Source organism: Sphingobacterium sp. KH_072 (genome assembly GCF_057837975.1).
The window spans coordinates 205,357-231,377 of record NZ_CM174457.1 but is presented as its reverse complement, the minus strand read 5'-3'; the positions used below and the strand labels follow the sequence as shown (position 1 = coordinate 231,377).

24 protein-coding genes and 1 riboswitch are annotated in these 26,021 nt (G+C 41.4%); of the genes, 5 read left to right on the top strand and 19 right to left on the bottom strand.

The window, feature by feature from the left end; all coding sequences use genetic code 11:
* Position 1: 1 nt before the first annotated feature.
* From AC3IRT_RS01090 to AC3IRT_RS01020, 15 genes are all read right to left on the bottom strand, one after another.
* The gene (locus AC3IRT_RS01090) at positions 2-733 is read right to left on the bottom strand and encodes a glycosyltransferase family 2 protein (RefSeq protein WP_489394707.1); all 732 of its coding nucleotides are present in this window, start codon (positions 731-733) and stop codon (positions 2-4) included.
* A 17-nt stretch (positions 734-750) separates the two neighbouring features.
* The gene (locus tag AC3IRT_RS01085) at positions 751-2,199 is read right to left on the bottom strand and encodes a hypothetical protein (protein ID WP_489394706.1); all 1,449 of its coding nucleotides are present in this window, start codon (positions 2,197-2,199) and stop codon (positions 751-753) included.
* A 6-nt stretch (positions 2,200-2,205) separates the two neighbouring features.
* Entirely contained in the window at positions 2,206-3,036 is an 831-nt protein-coding gene (locus tag AC3IRT_RS01080) for a glycosyltransferase family 2 protein (RefSeq protein ID WP_489394705.1), read from the bottom strand.
* A 1-nt stretch (position 3,037) separates the two neighbouring features.
* Entirely contained in the window at positions 3,038-3,853 is an 816-nt protein-coding gene (locus tag AC3IRT_RS01075) for a glycosyltransferase (RefSeq protein WP_489394704.1), read from the bottom strand.
* On the bottom strand, positions 3,846-4,898 hold the full coding sequence (locus AC3IRT_RS01070) for an EpsG family protein (RefSeq protein ID WP_489394703.1): 1,053 nt from the start codon (positions 4,896-4,898) through the stop codon (positions 3,846-3,848). The genes AC3IRT_RS01075 and AC3IRT_RS01070 overlap by 8 nt, the downstream gene beginning before the upstream one ends.
* 37 nt (positions 4,899-4,935) lie before the next feature.
* A complete protein-coding gene (locus AC3IRT_RS01065) occupies positions 4,936-5,865 on the bottom strand; it encodes a glycosyltransferase family 2 protein (protein WP_489394702.1) in 930 nt (309 codons plus the stop codon).
* Entirely contained in the window at positions 5,855-6,733 is an 879-nt protein-coding gene (locus tag AC3IRT_RS01060) for an NAD-dependent epimerase/dehydratase family protein (protein ID WP_489394701.1), read from the bottom strand. Before AC3IRT_RS01060 ends, AC3IRT_RS01065 begins: the two co-directional genes overlap by 11 nt.
* A 10-nt stretch (positions 6,734-6,743) precedes the next feature.
* Positions 6,744-8,111: a lipopolysaccharide biosynthesis protein gene (locus tag AC3IRT_RS01055; protein WP_489394700.1), complete on the bottom strand. Its 1,368-nt coding sequence runs from the start codon at positions 8,109-8,111 to the stop codon at positions 6,744-6,746.
* A 31-nt stretch (positions 8,112-8,142) separates the two neighbouring features.
* Positions 8,143-9,003 carry a glucose-1-phosphate thymidylyltransferase RfbA gene (gene rfbA / locus AC3IRT_RS01050; RefSeq protein ID WP_489394699.1) on the bottom strand — a complete coding sequence of 287 codons (861 nt, stop codon included), beginning with the start codon at positions 9,001-9,003 and terminating at the stop codon, positions 8,143-8,145.
* Positions 9,004-9,037: 34 nt separating this feature from the next.
* Entirely contained in the window at positions 9,038-9,886 is an 849-nt protein-coding gene (gene rfbD, locus AC3IRT_RS01045) for a dTDP-4-dehydrorhamnose reductase (protein ID WP_489394698.1), read from the bottom strand.
* 34 nt (positions 9,887-9,920) lie between these two features.
* On the bottom strand, positions 9,921-10,472 hold the full coding sequence (gene rfbC, locus AC3IRT_RS01040; RefSeq protein WP_489394697.1) for a dTDP-4-dehydrorhamnose 3,5-epimerase: 552 nt from the start codon (positions 10,470-10,472) through the stop codon (positions 9,921-9,923).
* 5 nt (positions 10,473-10,477) lie between these two features.
* Positions 10,478-11,527, bottom strand: a complete 1,050-nt coding sequence (rfbB, locus tag AC3IRT_RS01035; RefSeq protein WP_489394696.1) for a dTDP-glucose 4,6-dehydratase — start codon at positions 11,525-11,527, stop codon at positions 10,478-10,480.
* Between the two features lie 34 nt (positions 11,528-11,561).
* Positions 11,562-12,026: an adenylyltransferase/cytidyltransferase family protein gene (locus AC3IRT_RS01030; RefSeq protein ID WP_489394695.1), complete on the bottom strand. Its 465-nt coding sequence runs from the start codon at positions 12,024-12,026 to the stop codon at positions 11,562-11,564.
* Between the two features lie 136 nt (positions 12,027-12,162).
* Positions 12,163-13,455, bottom strand: a complete 1,293-nt coding sequence (locus tag AC3IRT_RS01025) for a nucleotide sugar dehydrogenase (RefSeq protein ID WP_489394694.1) — start codon at positions 13,453-13,455, stop codon at positions 12,163-12,165.
* Between the two features lie 69 nt (positions 13,456-13,524).
* On the bottom strand, positions 13,525-14,001 hold the full coding sequence (locus AC3IRT_RS01020) for an adenylyltransferase/cytidyltransferase family protein (protein WP_489394693.1): 477 nt from the start codon (positions 13,999-14,001) through the stop codon (positions 13,525-13,527).
* A gap of 163 nt (positions 14,002-14,164) precedes the next feature.
* A riboswitch (SAM riboswitch) is annotated at positions 14,165-14,270 on the top strand.
* 60 nt (positions 14,271-14,330) lie between these two features.
* Here AC3IRT_RS01020 and metF point away from each other — a divergent pair.
* The 5 genes from metF to AC3IRT_RS00995 all read left to right on the top strand — a co-directional run bounded on the left by metF (position 14,331) and on the right by AC3IRT_RS00995 (position 19,576).
* Complete coding sequence (gene metF, locus AC3IRT_RS01015; RefSeq protein ID WP_489394692.1) at positions 14,331-15,287, top strand: methylenetetrahydrofolate reductase [NAD(P)H]; 957 nt, start codon at positions 14,331-14,333, stop codon at positions 15,285-15,287.
* 37 nt (positions 15,288-15,324) lie between these two features.
* Positions 15,325-16,860, top strand: a complete 1,536-nt coding sequence (locus tag AC3IRT_RS01010) for an FAD/NAD(P)-binding protein (protein ID WP_489394691.1) — start codon at positions 15,325-15,327, stop codon at positions 16,858-16,860.
* Positions 16,847-17,764, top strand: coding sequence for an AEC family transporter (locus AC3IRT_RS01005; protein WP_489394690.1), 918 nt, complete (start codon positions 16,847-16,849; stop codon positions 17,762-17,764). Before AC3IRT_RS01010 ends, AC3IRT_RS01005 begins: the two co-directional genes overlap by 14 nt.
* Positions 17,765-18,346: 582 nt before the next feature.
* Positions 18,347-18,955 carry a Crp/Fnr family transcriptional regulator gene (locus AC3IRT_RS01000; RefSeq protein WP_489394689.1) on the top strand — a complete coding sequence of 203 codons (609 nt, stop codon included), beginning with the start codon at positions 18,347-18,349 and terminating at the stop codon, positions 18,953-18,955.
* 267 nt (positions 18,956-19,222) lie between these two features.
* Positions 19,223-19,576, top strand: coding sequence for a hypothetical protein (locus tag AC3IRT_RS00995; RefSeq protein WP_489394688.1), 354 nt, complete (start codon positions 19,223-19,225; stop codon positions 19,574-19,576).
* A 264-nt stretch (positions 19,577-19,840) separates the two neighbouring features.
* Here the strand turns inward: AC3IRT_RS00995 and AC3IRT_RS00990 are convergent, their stop codons facing one another.
* Genes AC3IRT_RS00990 through AC3IRT_RS00975 form a run of 4 tightly spaced genes read right to left on the bottom strand, consistent with a single transcriptional unit; the run spans position 19,841 to position 25,413 of the window.
* On the bottom strand, positions 19,841-20,191 hold the full coding sequence (locus tag AC3IRT_RS00990) for a hypothetical protein (protein ID WP_166332576.1): 351 nt from the start codon (positions 20,189-20,191) through the stop codon (positions 19,841-19,843).
* Positions 20,192-20,230: 39 nt separating this feature from the next.
* Positions 20,231-21,589 carry a RagB/SusD family nutrient uptake outer membrane protein gene (locus AC3IRT_RS00985; RefSeq protein WP_489394687.1) on the bottom strand — a complete coding sequence of 453 codons (1,359 nt, stop codon included), beginning with the start codon at positions 21,587-21,589 and terminating at the stop codon, positions 20,231-20,233.
* A 12-nt stretch (positions 21,590-21,601) separates the two neighbouring features.
* Positions 21,602-24,784 carry a SusC/RagA family TonB-linked outer membrane protein gene (locus AC3IRT_RS00980; protein WP_489394686.1) on the bottom strand — a complete coding sequence of 1,061 codons (3,183 nt, stop codon included), beginning with the start codon at positions 24,782-24,784 and terminating at the stop codon, positions 21,602-21,604.
* Positions 24,781-25,413: a TlpA family protein disulfide reductase gene (locus AC3IRT_RS00975; protein WP_489394685.1), complete on the bottom strand. Its 633-nt coding sequence runs from the start codon at positions 25,411-25,413 to the stop codon at positions 24,781-24,783. The genes AC3IRT_RS00980 and AC3IRT_RS00975 overlap by 4 nt, the downstream gene beginning before the upstream one ends.
* Between the last annotated feature and the right edge of the window lie 608 nt (positions 25,414-26,021).

Genomic DNA, 26,021 nt, shown 5'->3' with positions numbered 1-26,021 from the left:
TTCACAGATAGCTTTTATAAAGTTCTGCAAGATCTACTAAACCTGCTCTTTCATATTTTTCAATATCCCTTTTCAGAAACCCAAACTCTTTAGAATAGTATGGTCCCGTCGCATGTAAACATCTAACCCCCTTTAAGACTGCAATTTTTTTAAATAAAAGGTATTTCATAAGCCTAACTAGCGTGCCATCTTCCCCATTGGCCATTGACAAATTCATACGTGAAAAAACTGGTCTAATTCTTTTGAAGTCTCGATGCCTCATCGCTGCGCACCAGCCGCCTGCAGGACCTATATCAATTTCAACTCCTTGTTTAGTTCGTGTGGAGCGATAATGTTCCGATCCGGGCTTAGCTCCATTGGTAAATTCGTTTTGAACGACATCCAAGGAAATAAAACCAATTTTTGAATTTAACCTCAAGACATCAACTAGCTGAACATCAAAAAGATACGGAAATGAAATGACATCATCGTCCAATATAATGATGTAACCGTCACTACACATATCGAATAATCGTTTATATTCCTGTAATCCAAAATTTTGATCGTTGATAAACAGTTTAATATTTGCATCAGATTTTGCTACCTCCTCAAGATACTGGGCTGTTCCATCAGTGGACGCATTATCTATAATGAAAAAATTATATTCTAAAGCACCTTTAGTACTATAAAAGCTCTCCACTAAAGTCTTTACAAAAGTGAGCCTGTTCCAGGTCAGCATGACGAAATTAATCATAGAAAATCATTTTGTAATTATTTTAACGACATTTTACTTCGTTCATCCATTCTAAAATTTTCAAATCCTGTCGTCAAATTAAGTTTTTTCAAATTCGAATTCTCAATCGACAAGTTACCTACCGATTTAGGATTTTCCGGCAAAAGATAGGTGATAATCTCCGATCCCGAAATCCCCCGAATGTTGGTAAGCCCAACATCCCTAACCTGATACATGAACAGATTACTATTTTCAAGGCTTAAGTTATTTAATTTTATTTTCGATAGGGGTTCTTTTTGCATTCCTGCCAGATAGACGCCACCCTGCTTGTACTTCCCCCTAACCTCTACATTAGAAAATTCCAAAATATTCTCTCCGCTAAGTGATCCTCTAATGCCCTTGTTCAAAATGTTCATTGCGTTTGATCTAATCAACAACCCATCAATGGTCACGTGAGAATTCTCCGCAAAAACATGTAAGGCCGAGTTATCTCCGACCAAATCCAATTTGCTCCGTGATGATATATCGATAGAGCTATTTTTTAATACGACATTCTCGCTGCATTCGAACCAAATGCCAGCAGACGGGTTATTTGACATTGCGGCGCTGGAGCTGCAGCTAACATGTAAGTTTTCGCCCACGAAATTTTCGTTTCTATCCGAAGTAATGCCAATTGATCCGTAGTCGATGACTTGGGCGTCGGTAATTTTGTATTTACCGAAGCTGACGATACAATTGAATGATTCTTGGGGCATATGATGTCCATCTTTGCGCGCATACCTTTTGTTGTCTACGTAATAGAACTCAGGCAAAATCCCTGTATTCCGAGTTTTAATCTTAGCAACCTCGGTGTAGCCTCCTTTCTTGCTATCATCGTAATTAATGTGATAAACATGGAAACCCTTATTACTAAGATTTTCAAAATCTATATTTTTAAAATTTACCTTTCCTAAGCTTCGGATTAGTACTGCCGATTGCGCATGGAGATTGCGAACTTTTATATTATTAAGATCTATGACAGATCCCGTATCCAACGATTCTATAAAAAACAATTCGTTAACGGCCGGCATAATGCTCTTAACCCCATTTTCAGTGGAAAAGATTTTCCATATTTCCTTTCGGGATGTAGATCTGTCACCCGTAACGTCAATACCACTAAAACTAACATTATTGGAAACGATCCGAAGATTCATTTGACTGCCCCCCGCATTTCCCGTTATTACCTTGGTGTTCCTAAACACCAAAGAAGACACTTCGGCAGATAAGTTTCCAGAAATTCGATATGAGCGCCCCTGCCCATCAATTATCAAATCACGTCCTTTAAACTTTTGAAAGATCTGTTGAAAAATCTTGGAATCATCGGTCATTCCGTCGCCATGCGCTCCTAATTTGCTAGGATAAATAACTTCTGCATCGGCCCTACAGCCGTAAAAAATAAATAAAAAAATAGCAAGAACAGTAACGCCCCCGACATTGTACTTATCCATCACCATCTAGATTTTTCTTATTAATGTATAATAAACCTTTATCAAATAGTACCGGAATATACCTATACCATCAACTGATTTCAAAAATTCAATATGCTTTCGGTGTCCATCCAAAGTTTCACCGGCTTGCTTTAACTTCTGCACGAAATAGCCACCGTCTACTTTCCGAGCCCCAACTTCGTTCCGGCCGTGCTGTCGATAATAGATCAATGGTTCCTTTATATGCAAAACCTTACCTCCATTCCACAATGAACTAATTGTCAACCACCAATCGTGCATAGGGACAAGCTCAGGATAGGGAAAACTCACTTGCTTAGCTGCTAAATTAAATGCCATCGTACAGCCTGTAACACAATTGAAGACCTGTATAACTAACTTATTAGCGATTACATTCGGTTTTATTCCAGACGATTGCCAAAACGACGAATGTATGATATTAAGTTCCTTATCAACTACCACAAGGTCTGAATGTACAATAACAGGCATACCCGGATTATCCATGGTAGCCTTATGTAGCTCATAGATGGTTCTATCGACCTTAGACGGCATCCATACGTCGTCATGATCGGCAAAGAAATAATAATCTGAATCAATGGTGGCCAGTAATCTCAAAAAACTTCCTGCCGCACCTAAACCGCTATTCTCATCCTTAACAAGGTGTATTCGCTTATCCTTTTTTACATATTCTTCTATAATGTCTACTGTTTGGTCACGCGAGCCATCATCCCTTATATAGAGATTCCATTCACGATAATTTTGACTAACAATAGAGTCTAGCTGCTGTGATAAATAGTTTGCACTATTATAGCTGGCCATGAGTATCGAAACTGTTGCCATACTAATTTCTTTTTAAATATTGTTTAAAAAATGCGAAAGTCTTATGCTGAATTGATAGAAACAACACCCGAATGAATAGATTGCGATCATGATAATATTTATCCAACCATCCGTAGGACTCATATTGCTTTACATCACGTTGATAAATAATAAACCTTCTCATCACCGACTCAATATTTGAGTCAAAAGCAGAGAAATCTTGCATGCATACTGCATCAATTACATAAAAGTCCGTGCTATATTTTTTATAGCGTTCTATGAATTGAAAATCAGCCCCGTCAAGTCGAATCTTCTCATTGTATCCCCCCACCTGAAGGAAAATATCAACTTTCACGCAAAGGCCGCTATTTACCGGAACATATTGGTTGAGTGATTGAATCCCTGCATTAATAGACTCAATAGCTTTCCCACGATGGTTTTTATATCTACATGGGGACATAACCAATCCATTATTCATCTTTAATATCGGTACAAATAATTTAATTTGCTCATAAGAAGCTATAGCGTCATCATACTTTTTAAGTATACCACGTTCAAAATTTGTATCTTGATCCAAAAGTATTAAGTAGGTTTTGTTATTATTTTTCGCAAAATTCGCTCCAATATTATATGCAACACTCAACCCTGGATTTTTTGGATCATGCACATACTCTACATTCCAATCACTTGGCAGCTGATCCGAATAATTTGACGGTGAAGGGGAATTGTCAAAAAGTAAAATCGAAATATTTTCCAAACCCTCTAACATCGTTTTGAACGTGCTTGATTCAAGAAGATTTATTTTGTAAAGGACGATAACAAATTGAAATTTATCCATTTTCTTGTAAGAATATTAATAATGTCTCGGCTCTGTAGTGTAGGTAAAATAGAACCATTGAAAATATAACGATAAAAACGTAACTTAAGACTCGAGGTCGCACGACCAATGTTATCATAGGAATGACAATAATTTCCACAACTGACAAATATTCATTTAGTCTAAAGGCGAGTGTTGACACTTGTGAAGTTAAGATTAATGCTACCAGAGATAGGATATATACTTTCAATAAAATAATACAATACTTATTTAGCTCCTTTAGTTCATCAATCTTCCCAATCATAAATAATATGATAAAATACCTCAAAAACACCAGTGAATTAAAAATATTTACACCCTTCTCTGCATCCTGCTGTTGTAAAGCAATATAGGTATCCATTTTCGACTGCACGGTGGGAATGGGAATATAGCTAATTAAACTTAAAGGGGTTATATTGACGAACAGAAGAATATAGGATGAAGGAATAACTATAGCCCAAAACCAACGGTTAATTCGCTTTGAATCCAAAAAAACGAATAATACAATAATAAGCGAGGTGTAATGAAAGAGGATGGCAACAATGCTAATGAAAAAGAACTTTTTTTTCTCACCATCAACGAGTAATAGAAGTCCCCACATTAAAAGTGAAGCACCTACAGCAGCTCTTATTTGCGTAAGGTCCTGGATTATATATATATTAGCAAGTAAAAGTAGTAACGAAAGAAAAAAATTGTCCGATCCCTTACGAATAGACAAATATTTAAAAATTAAGCTAATAGAGGAAAATGCAACAAAAAGGTATACGACCTCATCACTGAAAAGCTTTATAAAAGAGCCTATAAAAAAGAATGCAGGTTCAATGAAACTGATGTTTGGAGGCTGTAAGTTAACAAAATTAGCCACATAGTTATGATAATCTCGATCTATTCCCTCACCACGAACGCCGGCTACTAACGCCAATATCACTGAGAAAATAAGGAGCCAAACGTTTTTGATCCGCTTATCTATCGGTAAAATGGCAAAGACACCAAATACTACGAATAAAAGTGATATGATATATATCAAGCGCTACTAGAATTAGTTATTGATGTTCAAAATTAAATTAAAAAAAACACTTCCTCAATCTTTCGAGAATAGTGATTGGGAAGATACTTATAAAAAAAATAAACATTCTTGGATGACGACCATATTTCGCAATCCTTGCACCAAATTTCAAGTACTCATTTTTGGTAAAATAGCCTTTACTACGTAAAGCCAATAAATTTTTCAATGAGAATAATCCAGTCTGTTTCGCATGTTCGCGCAAAACACCATTTCTTAAATCGAGGTGTACAGACTTACTCAGATTTTTCAACGTATTATCAAGATCCTCTATAAAGACAGTAAAAATTGAATTGTTCCAATAGCTTACTTTCTTTGGATTTGATCGTACCAGACGTTGGTTTATCCAACTTAAAGAACTACCATCAATCTGCAACATAATCTCTAGAATCAATGCCAATTGAGGGAAATTCTTAAATCTATCAACTGAGATCTCTACAGCATCAACAACTTCCCTCCGGTAGATGGTGACTCCAGTCATTGTCAAATGCCACCCAATACTTTTTAGTAACTCATTTGTGTTTTCAACACGTCTTGATATTAAAGGCATATCGAATATTCGATCAGAGTAAATAGCTATCAAATCTGGGGCTTCATCTTTTATAGTATTAAGTATTATTTCTAACGTGTCATCATGTATAATTATTGAATCGCCCAAATACCATACATATTCTGTATTCGCCATTTTAATTGTTCGAATACAGTTCATGTCATGACCTAAGGATGGTACATTTTGGTTGTAAAAAATATGAGGATAACGATTACTTTTGAACGACTCCACAGCGATTTTGGTTAAGTCATTGCTACTGTCATCAGAAATATATATCGGTATTTGGAACTTAATCAAATCCGCTAAAACTCGATCCAGCCCCTCTATCAGAATCTCTGGTCGATTGTAGGTCGGTATTGCTATTGAGAGCTTATTGTTCATTTTGAAAATTTCGTCTATAATATGCAATCTGCCTTTTAATACCATCCCGTAAAGGCGTATATGTAAAAAACACTAGAGAATTTAACTTCTCTACACTAAGATCTATTCGGTTGACGTCGAATTTCTTGGATAGCTCGAAATTTACCTGAGGAGTTACACCCGTTTCATCACGAATCACGTCTATCACATCCAAAAGAGAAACACTATCTGGCCCAGCTAAATTAATAGTTTGGTTGACAACTTCTACTTTTAAAAGCTCTTCTACTATGGAAACAAAATCGCCAATGTACAAATAGTTGCGAAAGTTATTACCATCGCCCCATACATTGATGGCTCGACCATTCAAAATTCGGTCTATAGCTACAGCAATGAAGCCTTGTGATTTGTTAAACAATTGTCCTTCGCCGTAAACATTGGACGGCCTCAGAACTAAATAATCCAATCCATCTGCCCTGTTTTTATAAAAAATATACTCTTCTATAAGTTGTTTAGAAAAGCCGTAATAATTTTTGGGCTTAGCTGTTTCCAATTCGTCAAATTTAGACGTCTCAGCATTTTCGCCATATATTGTTCCACCGGAAGAAATGAAAACAAATTTTATCTTCAATTTCGTGGCAACATCTATGATCTTATAAGTAGGCAAAAGGATTTCATTAAAACTTTTGTAGAAGTCATCGCTCGAGCTAGAAGGAATAAGAGAGGAGACAAGATGGATAATAACGTCAAATTTATAAGTCTCAATGTAATGCTCTAATGCATCTATTTCTGAAATCCTTGCATTGAACGATTGAACATCATGCCTCGCAGATAAAGATGCAAAAAGTCTACTCCCAACGAAACCGGTAGCTCCTAAAACTAATACTTTCATATACAATTCATTAATGCCATAGCCTTCTATACTTTCTATAAACTAAATACGTCCAAGGTAAGCTGATAAGTACAATCGTCGCTGTGTACCCCATCACAACGCCGGAAACGCCATAAAATTTGCCTAAAAAAAACGTCGACAACGCTGTTAATCCCCCCACAACCAAAGACATATAAAGTAGAGGTTCCTTTAAATGGCATCGAAGATAAACGGCAAAAGAAGATATCAAAAGGTTGCTGACAGTGGCTAAAGATAATAAAAACACAAATCGCAAATCCAAAAACCGGTTGAGGTAAGTGACATTATATTCCCTCATAGTTAGTAAAATAACAATAAAGGCCAACAATCCCAACGAGCATATTATTGAAGCCTGAATATTTGTCCTCTTGAAAACCTTATCCAAACTTTGAAAGTCGTACATCGCAATCATATTTGTCCAAGATGGTATTTTGGTATTTATCCAACTCATTGCAACAGTCAATATACCGTTGGTCACCGTTAACGTCATTCCAATCTTTCCTGCTGCTTCCGCTCCATCAAAAGCGAAAATTACCGGATTAAATAATTGATACATCAAATAGCCACTTAACCAGCTTACTGAAATTTTCCATTGAAAAGGAAAAATATCATTACGATAACTTACCTTCGACGATCCTAAACGTCCCCAAACGTGCTGCAAAATTTTGAAATTGGATGATTTTCTTAAAAAAAAAGAAATAAGTAGCACCGAGAGTATAACGCTTAGAGGTCTTGCGTATAAACCAAAATGAGCGACCAATCCAGCAAAGAAGAATACTATCTGACTCGAATATTGTATAAACCTCAATTTCGATGTGAACTCTATCTTACCAATACCCTCTAGAAATGAAAGTATGGGAGTGATCAACAATATCAAGGCGGTCGATAATGTTGTCAAAACCCATGGCGCTTCCCAATCAATTTCCAATCCAACGCTATTATTGACCTTGAAAAACACGTAGCCTAGAATACTTAATAGCGCAAATACCGCTACTGCCGCTATTAAAAACCAGTTCACACTAAAGCGAAGTAAAGATGACACATATGATACATCAGCAATGCTTCCTTCCATCACGTACCCATTGAGCCGCAGATTAGCGAAATATTTTGAAGTAAACTGCGTGATGATAGTTGTAAAACCTAACTCAAAAAAAACTTGTAGCGCTAGTATACTATTAAAAGTATAAAAATAGCCCTGCTCGTTTGCATTTAAGAATCTCGCGATAAAAAGCACAGACACAATTCCACCCAAACCTTGAATTATCCTGCCAAGAACAGTGTAGACAATTGCGTTATCCATTCCTAGCAAGCGAGACAACATATTACCGCCAGCCCCTACCTCCCGATCAGCTTTACTCATGATGAATCAAATACCTATTGAAAATAAACAACTAGTTAGCAAGCTGCTTCAAATATTTTCCGTAACCACTTTTAACTAAGGGTTCAGCTATCGTTAACAACTGAACTTTATCAATCCATCCCATACGATAAGCAATTTCTTCTATAGCCCCAATTTTCATGCCCTGACGCTCTTCAATAACTTGAACAAACTGTCCAGCCTGCATCAGCGATTGAATTGTACCGGTATCTAACCAAGCAGTTCCGCGATCAAATACCCCTACTTTCAGCTTACCTTGTTCTAAATATACTTTATTGACATCCGTAATTTCCAACTCACCACGATGCGAGGGCTTTATATTTTTAGCAATCTCGACCACATCGTTATCATAGAAATACAATCCCGGCACGGCGTAATTTGATTTTGGATTAGTAGGCTTCTCTTCGATAGACACTACTTGGTTTTGCTTATCGAATTCGACCACACCATATCGTTCCGGGTCATGAACCTGGTAAGCAAAAACGCAACCACCTTCGGGATCAGCATTGGATTGCAGCAGCTTCGACATGCCAGAACCATAGAAAATGTTATCGCCCAAGATCAAAGCCACCTTATCGTCGCCTATAAATTCTTCGCCCAAAATAAAAGCTTGCGCAAGGCCATCTGGCGAAGGTTGCTCAACATACTCAAATCGACAACCGATCTGCGAACCATCCCCCAACAACTTTTGGAAGTTCGGTAAATCCTGCGGTGTGGATATGATCAAAATCTCGTTAATTCCGGCAAGCATCAAGGTCGATAATGGGTAATATATCATGGGTTTATCATAAACCGGCATTAACTGTTTGGAGACGGCTAGCGTCAAGGGGTGCAAACGGGTACCGGAACCTCCAGCAAGTATTATTCCTTTCATCTGTCTATTATCTAATTAAAATGTTTCATATATATTAAAGCTTATCTAACATCTGTTGCAAACTGTCTTTCCATGCCGGAACGACCACAGTAAATTCAGCTCTAATTTTACTTTTATCAAGCAGGGAATATCTCGGTCGCTTTGCAGGAGTGGGGTATTGCTCCGTAGAGATGGCATTGATTTTACAATCCAATCCTTTTAATTCGCGAATAGCAACAGCAAAGTCATACCATGAGATTTCACCTTCATTACTGTAATTGAAGATACCACTTTTCCACCTGTCGCTATGAACGATGTTCAGAATACCTAGAGCCAAATCACGGGCATAAGTCGGCGAACCAGTCTGATCGGAAATCACCGAAATCTCATTTCGTTCTGTCATCAAGCGAATCATAGTCTTAACAAAGTTAGCACCGTAAGTCGAATATACCCACGCCGTACGAATAATAATTGCATCTGCACCGGATTCTAGAATTGCTCGTTCTCCCTTTTGCTTTGTCGCGCCATAAACATTAATAGGGTTGGTCTTCTCGTCTTCCGTTAGTGGCATGCTACTGTTTCCTTGGAACACATAATCCGTAGATATATGAACCAACTTTGCATCGTTTGCTTTGACCCATTGTGCTATACCTGCCACTGCTTGATGATTAACCACATCAGCTAACTCAGGCTCTGATTCTGCTTTGTCAACAGCCGTATAGGCACCTGCGTTAATGAGGACATCTGGAGAATAATGATCTAAAACTTCTTCAATTTTCTGCAAATCATTCAAAGGCATTTCAACCCGTGTGACAAAAGTAAAATCATCATTTGCATAATTTCTACTTATATCCCGTAATTCGTTACCTAACTGTCCGTTTGCTCCAGTTACTAAAATCTTCATAAATACTTTTTAAAATCAGCCATTTTTCGCCTCATTATTTTTTCACGAAAACTTCTTCGAAAGACGGCAATATGGCATCTTTATCCGATATCAAAAGTTGATCGTGCGGCAAGATCCAATCAATTCCTAATGCCGGATCATCAAAGCGAATACCTTGCTCCGCATCTTTATGGTAGAAATTGTCGCACTTATAGAAAAAGGTAGCGGTATCACTCAGCACAACAAATCCATGCAAAAATCCACGAGGAACAAATAATTGCAAATTATTTTCAGCAGATAATTCTACCGCGACATGTTGCCCAAACGTTTCTGAATCTGGACGAGCGTCTACCGCCACATCCAAAACAGTCCCTTCCAACACACGAACTAATTTAGCTTGTGCAAACTCTTCAGCCTGAGCGTGTAAACCTCTCAACACCCCTTTGGTAGAATAGGATTGATTATCTTGCACAAAACGAGTTTGAGCCTGCGTAACGTCATTAAATGTTTGTTCGTTGAAACTCTCGAAAAAGTAACCACGGCTATCGCCGAACTTTTTCGGCTCTAAAATGAAACAGCCTTTCAGCTTAGTCTCTGTTGCTTTCATATCAACTAATTATACTGTTTCTCGTAATAGTTTTGGTAATCCCCAGTAGTCACATTTTGCAACCACTCTTTATTGTTCAAAAACCAATCTATAGTTAATGACAATCCTTGTTGAAAAGTAACAGATGGCATATAACCCAACTCCTTGTTGATTTTTGCAGCATCGATCGCATAGCGAAGATCATGACCCGGTCTGTCTTTTACGTAGGTGATTAAGCTTTCGGAAGTCCCCTTCGTTCTACCTAACTTTTCGTCCATTTGTTGGCACAATTCCTTAACCAAATCGATATTTTGCCATTCGTTGAAACCGCCGACATTATAGGAGTCGCCATTTTTACCGTTATGATATACCAAATCAATGGCTTTGGCATGATCGATCACAAACAGCCAATCGCGTGTATATTTTCCATCACCATAGATTGGCAAAGGTTTATTATTTAAAATATTGTGGATACATAATGGGATCAGCTTCTCCGGAAAATGGTTTGGCCCATAGTTGTTCGAGCAATTGGTCAAAACAATTGGCAAGCCATACGTATCATGATATGCGCGCACGAAGTGATCGGAAGATGCTTTGGAAGCGGAATATGGAGAGTGCGGATCATAACTCGTTTCTTCTGTAAATAAACCAGTACTACCTAAAGCACCAAAAACCTCATCGGTAGAAACGTGATGGAAACGTTTTCCTTCGAAACTGTCTTTCCAGATTTCGCGAGCGGCGTTCAATAAATTGACCGTACCAATCACATTGGTCATCACAAAGGCAGATGGATCTGCAATAGAACGATCTACATGAGATTCTGCCGCCAAATGGATCACGCCATCGGGTTGGTATTTTTTAAATACTTCCAGAATATGAGCCGCATCGGTAATGTCTGCTTTGACGAAGGTGTAATTTGGTTTGTCCTGAATATCCTTCAGATTTTCCAAATTTCCAGCATAAGTCAGGGCGTCCAGATTTATAATGCGGTAGTCTGCATATTTACTAACAAACTCTCTTACCACATGGGAACCAATGAATCCGGCTCCGCCGGTAATTAATATCGTTTTTGACATAGCTATGTATAGATAACTTTATAAAGGTAGCGCTTTATTTATTGTTCTTCGCTGCTTCTCTTTCCGCAACAATTCTTCTCAGACCTGAACTGGAAAAGCGGTGATCACGGCTATTGAAATACAATTCGATGCCCTTTTGCTCGCAATAGGCACGACCCGTAAAATCTTTCTCTGCGTACTCATCCCCAACGATACGGACATCAAGCTTGAAGGACTTCAAAATATCTTCCAGATCTTGTTCCGTAGAGTAAGGCACGATTTCGTCTACGTATTCACAACCGCGCAACTGAATGTAGCGTTCTACAACAGTTTGTGTAGGTGCATTCTTCTCCGGACGATCTAATGTGGGATCCATTTGCAATCCGCAGATCAGATAATCACATTGTCTTTTTGCTTCTGCCAACATCATAATATGTCCTGCATGAAGCAGGTCGAAGGTAGAAAATGTAATTCCAACGCGTGGCCCTGGATTGTAGTCTTTTCTTTTATTTTTTTCCATAGCGAATGATTGGTCTATGTATTTACTTTTATCTATTATATAACTCTAAATTTCAATGGACTCACACCGGAAGGCAGGTAGTATGCACAGCGCCCAATCCACAAAAAATATGCCAAGCAGCGGAATCTCTTTGCTATTAAAGTCGCGCGTCGACTATAGCTCTGTCTAGCACTCCTTTAATATCAAAAACCACGACACGCTCTTTACAAAAGCTCGTCAAATCCAATCGTAAAAACTCATGATGTGATACCGCCATGATAACCGCATCATATCCACCCGATTGCGACGCTTCGTCCATCGATTTCAAACGTAAGCCATATTCATGTTCTACTTCTTCCCTACTTGCCCAAGGATCTACAACATCCGCCTGCACACCGTAATCTTCCAATGCCGCATGCAAATCTTTTACTTTAGTATTCCGGATATCTGGACAGTTTTCTTTGAACGTAATTCCTAAGATCAAAGCTTTAGCACCTTTTACGGCGATGTCCTTGCGAATCATTAATTTGACCACTTTCGAAGCAATAAATTCCGCGACAGAATCGTTAACCCGTCGACCGGAAAGAATTACATTAGGATGATAGCCGAGCTGAACTGCTTTGTGCGCCAGATAATACGGATCTACCGATATGCAGTGACCACCAACTAGGCCTGGTTTGTAAGGAAGAAAATTAAACTTGGTGCCAGCGGCCGCTAACACATCTTGTGTATCAATACCCACCCGATCAAAGATCAAAGCCAATTCATTAACGAACGAGATGTTCACATCACGTTGCGCGTTTTCGATCGCTTTGGAAGCCTCTGCTACCTTAATGCTCGGTGCTTTGTGCGTACCTGCGTGAATAATAACTTGATAAAGCTGATCGATTTCTTCGGCAATAGCTGGCGTAGAACCAGAAGTCACCTTCTTGATTGTGGTCAACGTATTGACCTTATCTCCCGGATTGATCCGTTCGGGAGAATAGCCAGCAAAAAAGTCTTCATTGAATACCAGTCCCGATTCTTGTTCCAAGATCGGAACACAATCTTCCTCGGTGCATCCTGGATATACGGTGGATTCGTAAATCACGATATCGCCTTTTTTCAAGACCTTGCCCAACATGCGCGTTGCACTGCGCAAAGGCCTGAGATCCGGCGCATTAAACTCATCAATTGGCGTAGGAACGGTAACGATGTAGATCGTACACGAGCGTAGATCTTCCACAGCACATGAAGCGATATAACCTTTCTGACCGTCTGTATCTACCGAAAATTGAAGAGCCGAACGTAAAACTTCCCGATCTGCCTCCTTCGTGCGGTCAACGCCATGGTTTAGTTCGCTGACGCGCGCTTCATCAATATCAAATCCGACTACTTGCGCATGCGAAGCAAACGCTAATGCCAAAGGCAACCCGACGTATCCTTGTCCGATAACGGCTATTTTCTTCATTCTCTACGAATGTACTAAATAGTCTGATATTTCAGAAAATTGAAAACCCGTAATGTAGTATTTAATGTACTACGGCGTCATTTCACGGACTAGTTTCTCGGCTTCCTTCTCGGCAACAATACGGCGCAAACCCGAACTAGAAAATCGGTGATCGCGGCTGTTGAAATAAAGCTCAATGCCCTTTTGTTCGCAATAGGCTCTACCCGTAAAGTTCTTATCCTGATATTCATCACCCACAATACGCACATCGAGTTTGAAAGACCGTAAGATATCTTCCAAATCCTGCTCTGTAGAATAAGGGACAATTTCGTCGACATACTGACAACCGCGAAGCTGAATATAGCGCTCTACCACCGTTTGCGTTGGCGCATTTTTTTCCGGACGATCTAGGGTAGGATCCATCTGTAAACCACAAATGAGGTAATCACATTGTCGTTTGGCTTCGGCCAGCATCATGATATGACCAGCATGCAATAAATCGAAAGTAGAGAAAGTAATGCCAATACGCGGCCCAGGATTGTAGTCAGGGTGATTCTTGTTTTCCATGTTGATACGTTTGTCTATTTGTGTTCACAAGGATAAATTATTTTTTTAGTACACAAGGTGGACATCAGCGAAACGGCCGTGGACAAAAGGTGGACAAAGCACGATCTCGAATTAAAATCGTTCCGCATTTTGTTATCCCACACCGTTTTCCCATATTTGTGATTGCTTATAGAGAAAGGCTGAGGGATTAGACCCGCGGACGCCTTAGCAACCTGACTCATGTCAAGGTGCTACAATCTACCCGTTCACAACGAAGGGAATGATAAGCGAACAGGAGCACTAACCAGCACCTCTTCTCTGCAAGCCTTCCATTCAAGAAACAGATACATATGAAGATCATCGATCATATCACGAATGCACAAGGAAAAACCTTGTTTTCTTTTGAGCTGCTACCTCCTGCAAAAGGTCAGGGAATCCAAAACATCTTCCAAACCATGGATGAGTTGATGGAATTCAAACCACCTTTTATCGACGTCACCTATCATCGCGAAGATTATTTGTATAAACAACATCCAAATGGCTTGTTAGAGCGGGTTTCTTATCGTAAGCGCCCAGGTACAGTAGCTATTTGTGCCGCGATTATGAACAAATATAAGGTCGATGCCGTACCACATTTGATCTGTGGCGGTTTCACCAAAGAAGAAACAGAAAATGCCTTAATTGATCTGGATTTCTTGGGAATAGATAATGTATTGGTACTTCGTGGTGATGCGCGTAAAGGCGATGCCGATTTTATCCCGACCGAAGGCGGACATGCCTATGCCACCGATTTGTTGCAACAAGTGAAGGACATGAACGACGGAAAATACCTGCATGAGGATATCACGACTTCTTCGAAAACTGATTTTTGTATCGGCGTAGCTGGCTATCCTGAGAAGCACTTTGAAGCGCCAAATGCACAGGCCGACTTCAAATGGCTAAAAAAGAAGGTGGATATGGGCGCCGAATTTATCGTTACGCAAATGTTCTTCAATGTAGACCGTTACAAAGAATTTGTCACCAAATGTCGTGAGCATGATATCCATGTGCCGATCATCCCCGGATTAAAGCCATTGACTACTAAAAAACAACTGATCACTTTACCGCGCATTTTTCACCTAGATATACCCGAAGAACTGTCTGAGGCGGTAGAGAGTTGCAAGAATAATGCAGAAGTACGACAAGTCGGAGAAGAGTGGTTAGTAAATCAATGTCGAGAACTCATCGCTTTTGGCGCGCCTGTATTACACTTTTATACCATGAGTAATCCCGGGCCGACCAAAAACATTGTGCAACAGCTAGCTTAGCTAAACAATCATTAGCGATTCCTGTTTAGGTAGTTGTATGGTCAAACATCTACCAAAAAAAATTGCCATCGTAGGATCGGGAGCTAGTGGCGTAGCTTGCTTTATCCAACTGGTACAAAAGCATCTTACGCAGGGAAACCCGTTTCCGATTTCCATCACCCTATTTGAAAAACGGAAGGAATTTGGCGACGGGCTGGCCTTTGGCACCGAGCAACAAGGCCATCTTCTAAATACGAAAGCAGGGCTGATGGGTATCTTCCCAAAAGAGCGCATGCACTTCGTACAATGGATGCATCAGCATAGTGAGTGGATCGAAGAAAGTTATCCGCAGGTAAGCACGCACCCCGACAGCTATCCGCCTCGGATGTTGTACGGCAATTATGTTCAAGCTATGTTGGACACCTATCGCAGATGGGGACAGGAAGCTGGCCTTGATATCAAAACAGATCCGACTGAAATCATCGCCGCAGATATCTCTGCAGAAAACACGGTCATACTACAAACCGACGACGAACGCAACGTGTCGTTTGACTACGTGATCCTAGCAACAGGAAACCCAGAGTCTTCCACATTTGCGAAGCTGAAAAAGACCGATCATTTCTTTTGCTCACCTTGGCCTACCAGCCGATTGCTCCAAGAGATTCAAGATAAGCAATCACGTGTGAGCATCGTGGGCAGTAGCCTGACGGCGATTGACGCCTTGATTACGCTGGTGGATAATGGACATGAGGGACCGATTCAGTTCTTCTCACTCACGGGCCTATTACCGCGCGTGCAAACGCCTTCCGAGATACCGTACGACCGAAAGGTGTTGACTTTGTCCAGCATCCGTAGTATCATCCGCCAACAGCAGAGAACACTTCGCATCATAGATCTTATCCGACTTTTTCGCTCGGAAGTAGAAAGCGCTTTAGAAAAACGCATCGATTGGAGCAGCGAAGATCGCATCAATAAAGATCAGTTAACTTTGTTGGAGAAAGACATTCAAGAAGCGACGGGCGACGGCAATATTTTTCAAACGGTATTATATTCCTTGCGCGAAGACTCGTACAGCATCTGGCGTCTGCTGCCACCTGATCAGAAAATGCTTTTTGGCAAATGGGTAAAACCGCATTTCGACATCAACCGGCACGCTATTCCACTGGAGAATGCAATCAAGATCCGCAACATCTTGCGTTCAGGACAGTTGGAAATCATTGGGCACACCGATGATATTGAGTGGAAAAATGATCGATTCATCCTAAAACAACAAGATGGCACCACGTACGAAGCCGATTATGTGATCAATGCTTCTGGTCCATCCAGCGATATCGAAAAGATGCAAGACCAACCATTGTGGCCAGATTTACTGGAAAAAAAGCACATTGAACCGCATCCAATCGCTGGCGTATTAGCCGATCTGAATACGATGCGCGTATGGACTTCCTCCCGGAATGAATTATCCCCTTTTTACGTGATCGGACATCAGCTTGCTGGCGCGCAGCTGGATATCAATTCATTGTGGTTCAATGTCGAACAGGCAGACCTTCTCACCAACGACTTACTTTTACAACTCGGCCATGGATATCATTAATGAATTAGCGACTCGTGTGCTGCCGCTTTATGGATTTATCCTATTAGGTTGGTTTGCGCATGCCAAATGGAACTTGAAGAGCAAATGGATTTCCAAGGTCTTGTTATTCGCATTGATTCCGATTCTGATTATTGAGAATTTGCTGAAAGCTGATCTTGCTGAAACAGCCGTATCTGGTTCTATGATATTTTTATTGGCCTTAGCCATGAACATTCCGGCGATTATCGCGAACAAAAGTTTTGCTTCGGATTACGATGGTAGCCTTTTAAAGGGATCATTTTCCTATTATAATATTGGTTGGTTTGGTATACCCGTTGTGATGGCACTATTTGGCGAAGAACAAATGCCGTTGATTATCTCGGCGTATGTGGGCAATGCCTTATATGGCGATACCATTGGATTCTATCTGATGTCGCGCACCAAAGATGTGCCAACCAAAGAAGCGGTTAAAAAGGTGTTTCAAATTCCGGCCGTCTATGCATGCATTGTCGCGATCGGGCTCAATTTGCTTTCTGTGGAACTTCCCGAAAGCGTCGAACCGGTGGGCAATGTGGTGAGTTGGATCGTTTCTGCTTTGGGCATGCTCATTATTGGCGTTACGCTCGGTGGGATCGACTTTAAAAAGGTAGCTTACGCCACATTTAGCAAGATATTAGGTTTGCGTTATGTCGCTGGCGCAATATTCTTAGGCCTTTTGGTTTTCGCGGAAGCGCAATGGGTCGGCGTGTTGGATGATGATCAGTCGATGTTAATGTTGCTCATGGCCAGTTTTCCTATCGCCGCTAATCTGGTCGTATTTGCATCATTTTTAGAAACGGAGGAAGAAAACGCCGCATTGCTTGTAGGAATTTCATCTATTGTTTCATTAATCCTAGTTCCGATCGTCAGCGTACTATTGTTCTAGGTAGATTTAGTATTCTTAATAAATAGTCGTTTTGAATGAAATAACTGTTTTTGCAACTCATATCGTAAAATAAATAGTTCACCGACATTTACTTGTTGGCCATCGCATCGCCGACTAATTTCCCTTAGAAACAATGCGTGATCAAGGCGTAGAAGTAGTAGATAATGAAGATAGATAGCTGCTTAACTTTCACCATAATACTATGATAGGCAGAAAGTAGAGTTTGGGTTAACGTTTATCTATTAAATGTTTGATACAAATCAGTCAAAAGACACATAATTTTTCGGATTCGGTCGACATTTAAAAGAAAATCAACGCGCCCTCCCATTTATAGTTTCCCTTGTAAGACTTAAGATTTTATGAGTGAAATTCAGGTTTTTAGCCGAGTTTCGACCTCCAAACTCTCTCAGGTTCAAAGGATCAAACATCATTTCGCGCTATGCAAATAGCAGTTCACTTCTAGCAAATGGCATTATACGCATATCAAACCTATTCCCCGAAAAGGTTAATTATCTTTGAAGATCAACTATATATGAATATTTAGCCTGCTACTATTAGAATATTAGACAATATATTTACTCTATGAAGAAAGACGCCAAAGCCCTCAATATCTTTTTTCAATTCTGGTCAGGGTATGTTCAGACCGACGAATATCAGAGGCAATGGGCTCGAGACAATCTGCACCCAATACATGTAAGTCGTGGCGAACTTTTATACAGCCATTCATCCCCACAAAGAAACCTATATTTCGTCTGCCAAGGAATGATTGCATTCGTATCGACTGATCCTTCTATCAAAAAAAGAAAAATTGAAAGTGTTGCTCTAGCACATAACTCCTTAAAAACAACCAACCATCTTTACACCAACACCCCCAGAGCAGGGAGTATCATAGCACTTCGATCAAGTTTAATTCTACGCATAGCATACGAACGTGTAAAAAAACTTAAAAACCGCGATCCCGCAATTGATATTTTATTTGATGTGCTCACCAATAGAGAAATAAGACAGCATAGAAGTCATATCTCCATTTTGCTATCAAAATCGCCATTTGATCGGTATAGGCTTTTCCGCGAGAAGCTCGCGGGCATACATTCAGTTATGACCCAGCAGGAACAAGCAGATTATTTGGGCATATCCAAACGAACCCTCCAAGAATGCCAATATCTTTTCCTAAAAAGCTTAAATCGCTAAAAATTGCACATTTGATGTGCAACTCATGCATTTTAACTTATATAATTTTGACTATCAACATTTAACAATAGTATTAATACGATTGAATTATAGAATTGCTTAAGATATGTAATATGAAAAAGTTCAAGATGAAATTTGCGCTCTTCTGGCTAAAGGCCTACTCGCTAAACGCTACTGGCAAGTAGGCCACCACAGTAAAAAAGATCAAACGCCTTTTCTGGGCAAAGGTCTGCTTAGGAAATTAAAAAACATTCAAATTTTAAAAATATGAAAAATACATTTGCAGTGAAGACATCACTCTTCACATTAATATTAGCGCTAATTGCAATCGGAACGTTTGCATTTACCGCAGTGATGAATAATAAAGGTAATAAAGTTGAGGCGGTTGGCACCTTGAATCAAACCTGGTATTTTACGGGCACCGATCAAAATGACCCGAATGATCCAACTTTGTATTCTCTTGAGCCCATAGATGGTGTACAATGTGGGGGTAGTTCACCTACAGTCTGTAGCATCGTGGATCAAGCCGATCCTTCAAATTCAAATCAGCCGAATATGACTCATGGCCAAGTCAATCAGGATACTGGAGACCTTTACCAAAAATCATTCAGAGTTGATTAATGCGATAATGAGTTATAGGTCCACTTTGTGGATCTATAGCTTCTTTAAACGTCCCCTGACCATTAGCCCTAATAAAAATAACACACCCCTATGCAGTCAAATTAGATATATGTGAAAGAAGTTTACGAAACGGATCAAACCTATATCCGCCGTGACACATTATAACATGATGTCTGAACCAGTTTTACAGTAAATACGTCGCATCTACAAGCTATGGAAGTACGTTTCTCAAATTCTAATGTCTTTTAAAGCAACTGCGCCGAACTATCCCTTCCCGTAATTCAAAAATATCTGCCGATCAAAATCTTTTAGCAACATCTCCAAAGCTTTAGTGGCCACCTTGGCAATCGCTGTATCGGGAAAGTAGGAACCTATTAATCCCCTATTGCAACAAGCCATCAAGATGTCCACCCTTTCCAAAAACTCTGAATCATGATACTTTTCAAAAATCATCAAAATACGCCGCAATAGCGCAGCATCCTTTTTTTCCAGCTTGCTAACAATAGCATGACTCTGTAAATAATCTTCAATAATTCTACGGTTTATCATTTCTTTTAATATTGTTTGCAAACAATGTTTATATTTTCCTAGCACATAGGTGAAGTAAATCCTCATAGTTAGGAGTTCAGACAAATCCCCTTCTTATCCCAATTTCTATCGGTAATCAGGATTAAAAACTAAGAAGTTTTCTGGATAAGGTATGTTGAAATTTGCCACATCAAACGAGTATTTCTCGGCTCGTAACTCTCTGATCATACGATACTCATCGCCATCTGTATAATGGTAGCGCTGCATGTCTTGCCAGCGAATATCTCGAAAAGCAAACTCCTTGCGCCGCTCAACTTTGATCAAACTATCTATCGGCGCGCCGCTTACATACCCCGGCAGATCAAACTCCGACCGGTATCTATGACGCAGGAATTTTTCCAAAGCCGTTCTACTCTCTTCAATTTGACCCGTCCGCCATAGCGCTTCTACCTGATTAAGAACAACCTCACTGGTGGTAGGACCGGTAAAAATTCCTAGTGTTCCATTATAAAGCCCTTTAAAACGGGGCGTACCATTTGGATTGCGCCTGAAATATAGTTCTCTGCGAAGATCACCTGCTCCATAAAGCGCATGAAGCTCCGGGGAAACACCATCTGTAAGTGCGCGGTTCACTAGGTTAATCCCGCGATACACATGAAATATGACCTCTGCATTCATGGCAGCAAAAGGAAAGTTCGCAGATTTATCCAGTGTAGCGTAGTCCATGATACTGCTTTTCAAACTTAGCGTACTATCTGCATACAAGCGCGTTTTTTCGTAATCTCCTTTTAGCAGGTAAAATCGGCTAGCAAGCGCATACCCTGCCGCTTTATCAGGCGCAGTCACAATGCTTACCGAACTGGGTAGCCTTGCTATGGCATACAGCATATCCTGCTCCACTTGATGATAAACTTCTCCCAAAGTATTGCGCATATTAGGAGCATTAATGTCGGAAACCACCCGAAGGGGAATAGCCAGCATCTGGTCTCGCTGCGCAGTCCACGGACCGCGCCAAGTAGACACCAAGGCCAAATGGTAATACGCTCGAAGGAAATGTGCCCATCCCTTGATCTGCTCCAGACGGTTTACATCTCCTGTATGTGCTAGACTGATTCGCTGGGACTGCTCAATAACCAGATTTGAATAGTAAATAGCCAGATAGCAATTGTTCCATGCATCAGCCAGCAGACCATCCGCAGATGAGTTCGGTGCTCGCCATACATACAGGTTTTGGTCGAATTCGGGTTGAGCATTGATAAAATCGGGCACAAAATAGACATTATCCGAACACACCTCTCCCATTCCAGCCGGAACATCATTAAAAATACCTGAGTTGTTCAACAGCGCTTGAAGATCATCGATGGTTTCCATCTGCTTGAGGCTCTGATCAGACTTCTCTTCGAGGATTTTGCTGCATCCAGCAAACGTGCCTAGCAGCAGGGCAACTAAATAAATGGATTTGACGTTTGTCTTTATATCATTCATAGGAGTATTGCATTAAAATTGTAATTGCAGATTCAAGGAATAGGTGCGCGGCAAGGGTATGCCTGTCGGAAAATCCGGATCAATATCCCCATGCCCAGCGCGCCATAGTAGCCCGAGGTTGGTGATATTCACCCCTACTCGAACAGATTGCACAGCCTTAAGAGGATCTAAATTCAGATTGTAAAGCAGGTTTACTGTTTGTAGACGTACATGACTGCCAGATGCTACGGTAGCCTCAGAAAGTGGATAAAGGTTATCCGATGGTGAGATAGGGTAGTCAAACCTAGGAATGGTGGTGTACAGCTCATCACCCGGCTGCTTCCACCGCCTGGCAAAGTCTCCCGATCCCGGCCCCATGCCCAGCGGCTGCTGGGTGCTGAGCACGCCATACCGTACCGTCGGCCTGCGATACACATAGCCCGCCTTCCAGTTGAATATCGCTCCCAACTGCCAGCGATGGTAGCTCAGATGTAGGTTAACATTACCAAAATGCAGTGGAGTAGCCACCCCAGAGTAGACCAGGTTGTCTATATCGGCATTCAGTATTGCCGAATAATCGGCGGAAGGCTCTCCCATGAGGCGCGATATCATCTGCCCGTTTTCATCGAGCCTTTCAAAAGGATACGACACCACCGGGTAGAGCGATTGTCCTTCCCTGATGCGCAGCAGATTAAGACCATCGTTGATGTTATTTCGGCTGACGCGGTCAAAGTTGCTTCGGTATTCAGTAACCGTATAACGGTTGTAATTGTATAAAAAGCGGGTTTCGAAGTTCAAATGCTGGTTGTTTATCCAGCGCACTAGCAAAGAAGCCTCCACTCCTTCGGCCTGCATGCTGCCGACGTTACGCACCACATACCGATTAGCGCCATTACTTAAATCGTTGAGTGCTGGAGCAAAGAGGTTTTCGTTCCACTTGCGGTATACATCAAGCTGTCCTGATACACGTGCCGACCACATGGAAAAGTCCAGCCCGCCATTGATCGTTCGCGTGGTTTCCCATTGCAGCTGATCATTAGCGTCTTGGGCAACCGCTGCCCGGGGTTGTCGAGATAATGGTTCTTGGCCTGCAAAGCGGATAATCGTCAGTGCACTTTTGCTGGGATCCATATTCCCGGTCATGCCGTAGGTCAGCCGCAGCTTGAACAAATCAAAAAGTCCCTGCGAGATAAACGACTCATTGTGCAGATTCCAGCCCGCACCAAACGACCACATTGGGTTCCAGCGTTCGTTCGCAGCCATCCCGAAATTATTAGAAGCATCCCGCCGTGCGCTAACAGTCAATAGGTACTTACCATCCATGTCATAGCCGGCATTAAAAAAGCCGGAAACAAAGTTGTCCTGTCGCGTGCGAAACACGTGCGGATCTGGAATGAACTGATTAGTGCCCAGCAACAGGTGGCGCGCCGGGTCTATATAATTTACCAGTCCGGAGGTTAGTGTACCCGGATCATAACCATATACCCCACCCTGCACCAATGATTCATTAGTCTTACGCACCTCCCCTCCGGCTAGTGCGTTCAAATGATGACGCCCCCAGGATTTGCCCCATGTCAGTTGACCCCGCAAGTTATGACTCCGCAGATCCATTGTACCGTCTTGCCGGATCCCGCCGATAGGTACTCTGCGCAAAGGACCATTATCGCTAAACTGGGTAAAGGTATTGATCAGGTTCCGGGTAAAGTAGCTACCTAGTTCGCGCATGTGCAGCAATTCCTGTCTTTGGCGGTCATAGCGGTATACCGCTTGGGCGCTCAATCCATCCATGATGGTGTAGGTCAAACCGGTAGAGATAACCGCTGATGGGGTGATGGTCTGCTGGCGATCCAAGTCCTTTTCCTGTAACGGGTAGCGCCGCCAGTCCAGCAGCTGACCAATCTCCAGCATGCTATCAGCATAGCCCCGCTCCAGATTATAGTGAGGTATGTGCTGACGGTTATCATCCACCAAGTTTAGGTATGGCCGGTTGTGGTAACCTGCAGCAGGATATCCGCTATGCCCACTTCGCTGGCTGCTATGAGCTAGTTGCAGGCTATTGTTCCAGTGCAAGCCTTCCAGCAATCGGTAGTTGTAATTCACCCGCATGCTGAATCTTTGCAGGCGGCTGGCAAGATTACTGACATTTCGGTCATAGCCCGCAGAGGCGTAGTAGGTAGATCGGCGTGTAGCTGAACTTAACGAGACATGATGCTGCTGATTGAATGATGGACGGTACATGAGCTCTGCATACTGCTGGCGGTTATCGGTATTCGCAATATCAGCGAGCCGGCCTTGCAGAGTTTGTGCATCCAGCGTGCCATCTCGATGAGCAAATAAACTTTCCACTACCGGAGACAGCCAGGTGCGCTGAACATTGTTTAAAAAGGAGTTGTAGACTCCCCGATCAAACATTTCCCGCTCTAACTCAACCAAGCTACGACTATCAATCACGTTGGGATAATATAGATCGGGGATTTCACCCACAGTGGTGATGGAGCTGGCCGTAATATTGCTGCGCTGGCCGCTAGTACCCTGCTTGGTAGTAATGACAATTACTCCATTACTGGCCCGAGCACCCCAGATCGAAGCCGCCGAAGCATCTTTTAGTAAAGTAATGTTTTGCACATCCAGCGGGTTAATCGACTCTATATCTCCTTGATATGGAAAGTTATCCAGAATAATCAAGGGCTGGGTATTTCCTTCCATCGTATTTATCCCTCGAAGAGTAAGTGCTGGGCGCGATGCCGCCTTATCAAAAAGCAGGCTCGTCTGTCCTTCCAGTTTATCTAAAATGTTATGAGATACGACGTTCTCCAACCTTTCCGCATCAATGGTCTCAAAAGCACCCACCGCCCGCTCTTTGGGAATGCGCTGGTAACCGGTGCTGGCAGCGATATCCACCTGCTGAATTACCCCCGAATCTTCTGTAAGTACAACATCCAGCGTTCTCAAATCTGGAGAGTATACGATGGCGGTGTCGCGAAATCCAATATATTTAAAGGATACTAAATCATCCGAACTAAGTCCGATAAGCTGAAAAACTCCTTGTGTATCACTTTGTTGAGTAATACCGCGAGCCTGAACAGTTACATTCACTCCGGGTAGAAAGCGCCCTGATTGGTTTCTAATTCTACCAGAGATTGTATCTTGCTGCCCGTAGCAAAAAGTGATAACAAGAACAGCAGCGATCGTGGTCAATAGATAGCGGATACTCATCGGTAAATCTGATTTATAATGGTAATGACTTTCGGATCAACAAAACTCGAACGGGTAAAGGCATATACTGTCCCTTTAGGATTAATCCACACTTGATAAGGGATACCAATGTGGGGAAAAAGAGATTTGATATAGCTATCCATGATAATACTGTTAAGTGTTCCTCGCCAGTATTTTCCTTTAGATCTCTGATAGCTGCCAGCTACCTTTTGGAAGTCGTCTCGCGTATCTGCAGTATTTACCAGCAAGATGTTTGCCTGCCCGGTAAAGTCTTTAGATAGGGATTCCAGCTTACCAAGTTCTACTAAACAAGCGCCGCACCAGCTTGCCCAAAAATCCAGAATCAGCAGCTTACCGCGGTAAGATTTTAAGTTAGTACGGATGGTATCACCGTCTTGGTAGATTAAATGCTCCATGCTCCAAAAGGCTTCAGGAAGCTGTGCACCAATTAGCAGGGGACCTGAAAAAGTAACCTCTGCTCCAGCCCCACTATCATCGCGGAACTGGGCAAAGGCACGATTAACAAACACGTATGAACTAATAATGACTGTTATGGCTAGCCATGAAAAGGCTCTATAAATGTATTTGGATTTAGGCCAAAGCGCGGCCAGGGCGTATTGATACGTCATTTCAATAAGGTTAATAATATTGATATTGCAATTAGCTATATCTCATCCACGCCTCAAACTATAGGCATTAGTGACTCAGGCCAAAATCATCTTGGAGTATTGAAAAAGAAAAGCTAATTTTAGAGTGCTTAAGAAAAAGAATCTACAGTTTATATTTGCCTTGTAAAATAGAAGGATTGGCAAATTTTACTAATGTAGATTTGGAGTTCAGGAATAATTAGCAACGGTATCATTTTCAGTTAGTACTATCTCCTTATTCAAGGTGTACCTCATGGGTATCTCAAGATGCTTCCTTTTTAGATACCTTGCCCTATATTCCAGATCCTAACTTATTCAGGGGCACAAGTGATGTTCTTTGTTTGATGTTTGCGGGAAAACCATGATTGCTGATCTTGGATCAGGCAATTGGTTTTTGTGCTGTACTTACGGTTCGTTGTCATAATTCTTTCTGGTTTATGATAACAGTGTCTAACCGAAGCAAATTTATTGGGACGAACTAATGGGTAAACCAATAGGGCGAACCTTGCTGCTTTCATGGCTGAGGGAAACCGGCAAGTAACCCTTGCAGTATAATCTTCACGAGATTCTTCTGCTTTACCTCCAGAAAA

Coding starts and splice junctions, on each gene's coding strand:
- AC3IRT_RS00995 (WP_489394688.1), top strand. CDS start 19,223: ATGAAAAATACATTTGCAGTGAAGACATCACTCTTCACATTAATATTA.
- AC3IRT_RS01085 (WP_489394706.1), bottom strand. CDS start 2,199: ATGGATAAGTACAATGTCGGGGGCGTTACTGTTCTTGCTATTTTTTTA.
- metF (WP_489394692.1), top strand. CDS start 14,331: ATGAAGATCATCGATCATATCACGAATGCACAAGGAAAAACCTTGTTT.
- AC3IRT_RS01080 (WP_489394705.1), bottom strand. CDS start 3,036: ATGGCAACAGTTTCGATACTCATGGCCAGCTATAATAGTGCAAACTAT.
- AC3IRT_RS01055 (WP_489394700.1), bottom strand. CDS start 8,111: ATGAGTAAAGCTGATCGGGAGGTAGGGGCTGGCGGTAATATGTTGTCT.
- AC3IRT_RS00975 (WP_489394685.1), bottom strand. CDS start 25,413: ATGACGTATCAATACGCCCTGGCCGCGCTTTGGCCTAAATCCAAATAC.
- AC3IRT_RS01025 (WP_489394694.1), bottom strand. CDS start 13,455: ATGAAGAAAATAGCCGTTATCGGACAAGGATACGTCGGGTTGCCTTTG.
- rfbC (WP_489394697.1), bottom strand. CDS start 10,472: ATGAAAGCAACAGAGACTAAGCTGAAAGGCTGTTTCATTTTAGAGCCG.
- rfbA (WP_489394699.1), bottom strand. CDS start 9,003: ATGAAAGGAATAATACTTGCTGGAGGTTCCGGTACCCGTTTGCACCCC.
- AC3IRT_RS01075 (WP_489394704.1), bottom strand. CDS start 3,853: ATGGATAAATTTCAATTTGTTATCGTCCTTTACAAAATAAATCTTCTT.
- rfbB (WP_489394696.1), bottom strand. CDS start 11,527: ATGTCAAAAACGATATTAATTACCGGCGGAGCCGGATTCATTGGTTCC.
- AC3IRT_RS00980 (WP_489394686.1), bottom strand. CDS start 24,784: ATGAGTATCCGCTATCTATTGACCACGATCGCTGCTGTTCTTGTTATC.
- AC3IRT_RS01000 (WP_489394689.1), top strand. CDS start 18,347: ATGAAGAAAGACGCCAAAGCCCTCAATATCTTTTTTCAATTCTGGTCA.
- AC3IRT_RS01005 (WP_489394690.1), top strand. CDS start 16,847: ATGGATATCATTAATGAATTAGCGACTCGTGTGCTGCCGCTTTATGGA.
- AC3IRT_RS01065 (WP_489394702.1), bottom strand. CDS start 5,865: ATGAACAATAAGCTCTCAATAGCAATACCGACCTACAATCGACCAGAG.
- AC3IRT_RS01060 (WP_489394701.1), bottom strand. CDS start 6,733: ATGAAAGTATTAGTTTTAGGAGCTACCGGTTTCGTTGGGAGTAGACTT.
- AC3IRT_RS00990 (WP_166332576.1), bottom strand. CDS start 20,191: ATGAGGATTTACTTCACCTATGTGCTAGGAAAATATAAACATTGTTTG.
- AC3IRT_RS01020 (WP_489394693.1), bottom strand. CDS start 14,001: ATGGAAAACAAGAATCACCCTGACTACAATCCTGGGCCGCGTATTGGC.
- AC3IRT_RS01030 (WP_489394695.1), bottom strand. CDS start 12,026: ATGGAAAAAAATAAAAGAAAAGACTACAATCCAGGGCCACGCGTTGGA.
- AC3IRT_RS01010 (WP_489394691.1), top strand. CDS start 15,325: ATGGTCAAACATCTACCAAAAAAAATTGCCATCGTAGGATCGGGAGCT.
- rfbD (WP_489394698.1), bottom strand. CDS start 9,886: ATGAAGATTTTAGTAACTGGAGCAAACGGACAGTTAGGTAACGAATTA.
- AC3IRT_RS01090 (WP_489394707.1), bottom strand. CDS start 733: ATGATTAATTTCGTCATGCTGACCTGGAACAGGCTCACTTTTGTAAAG.
- AC3IRT_RS00985 (WP_489394687.1), bottom strand. CDS start 21,589: ATGAATGATATAAAGACAAACGTCAAATCCATTTATTTAGTTGCCCTG.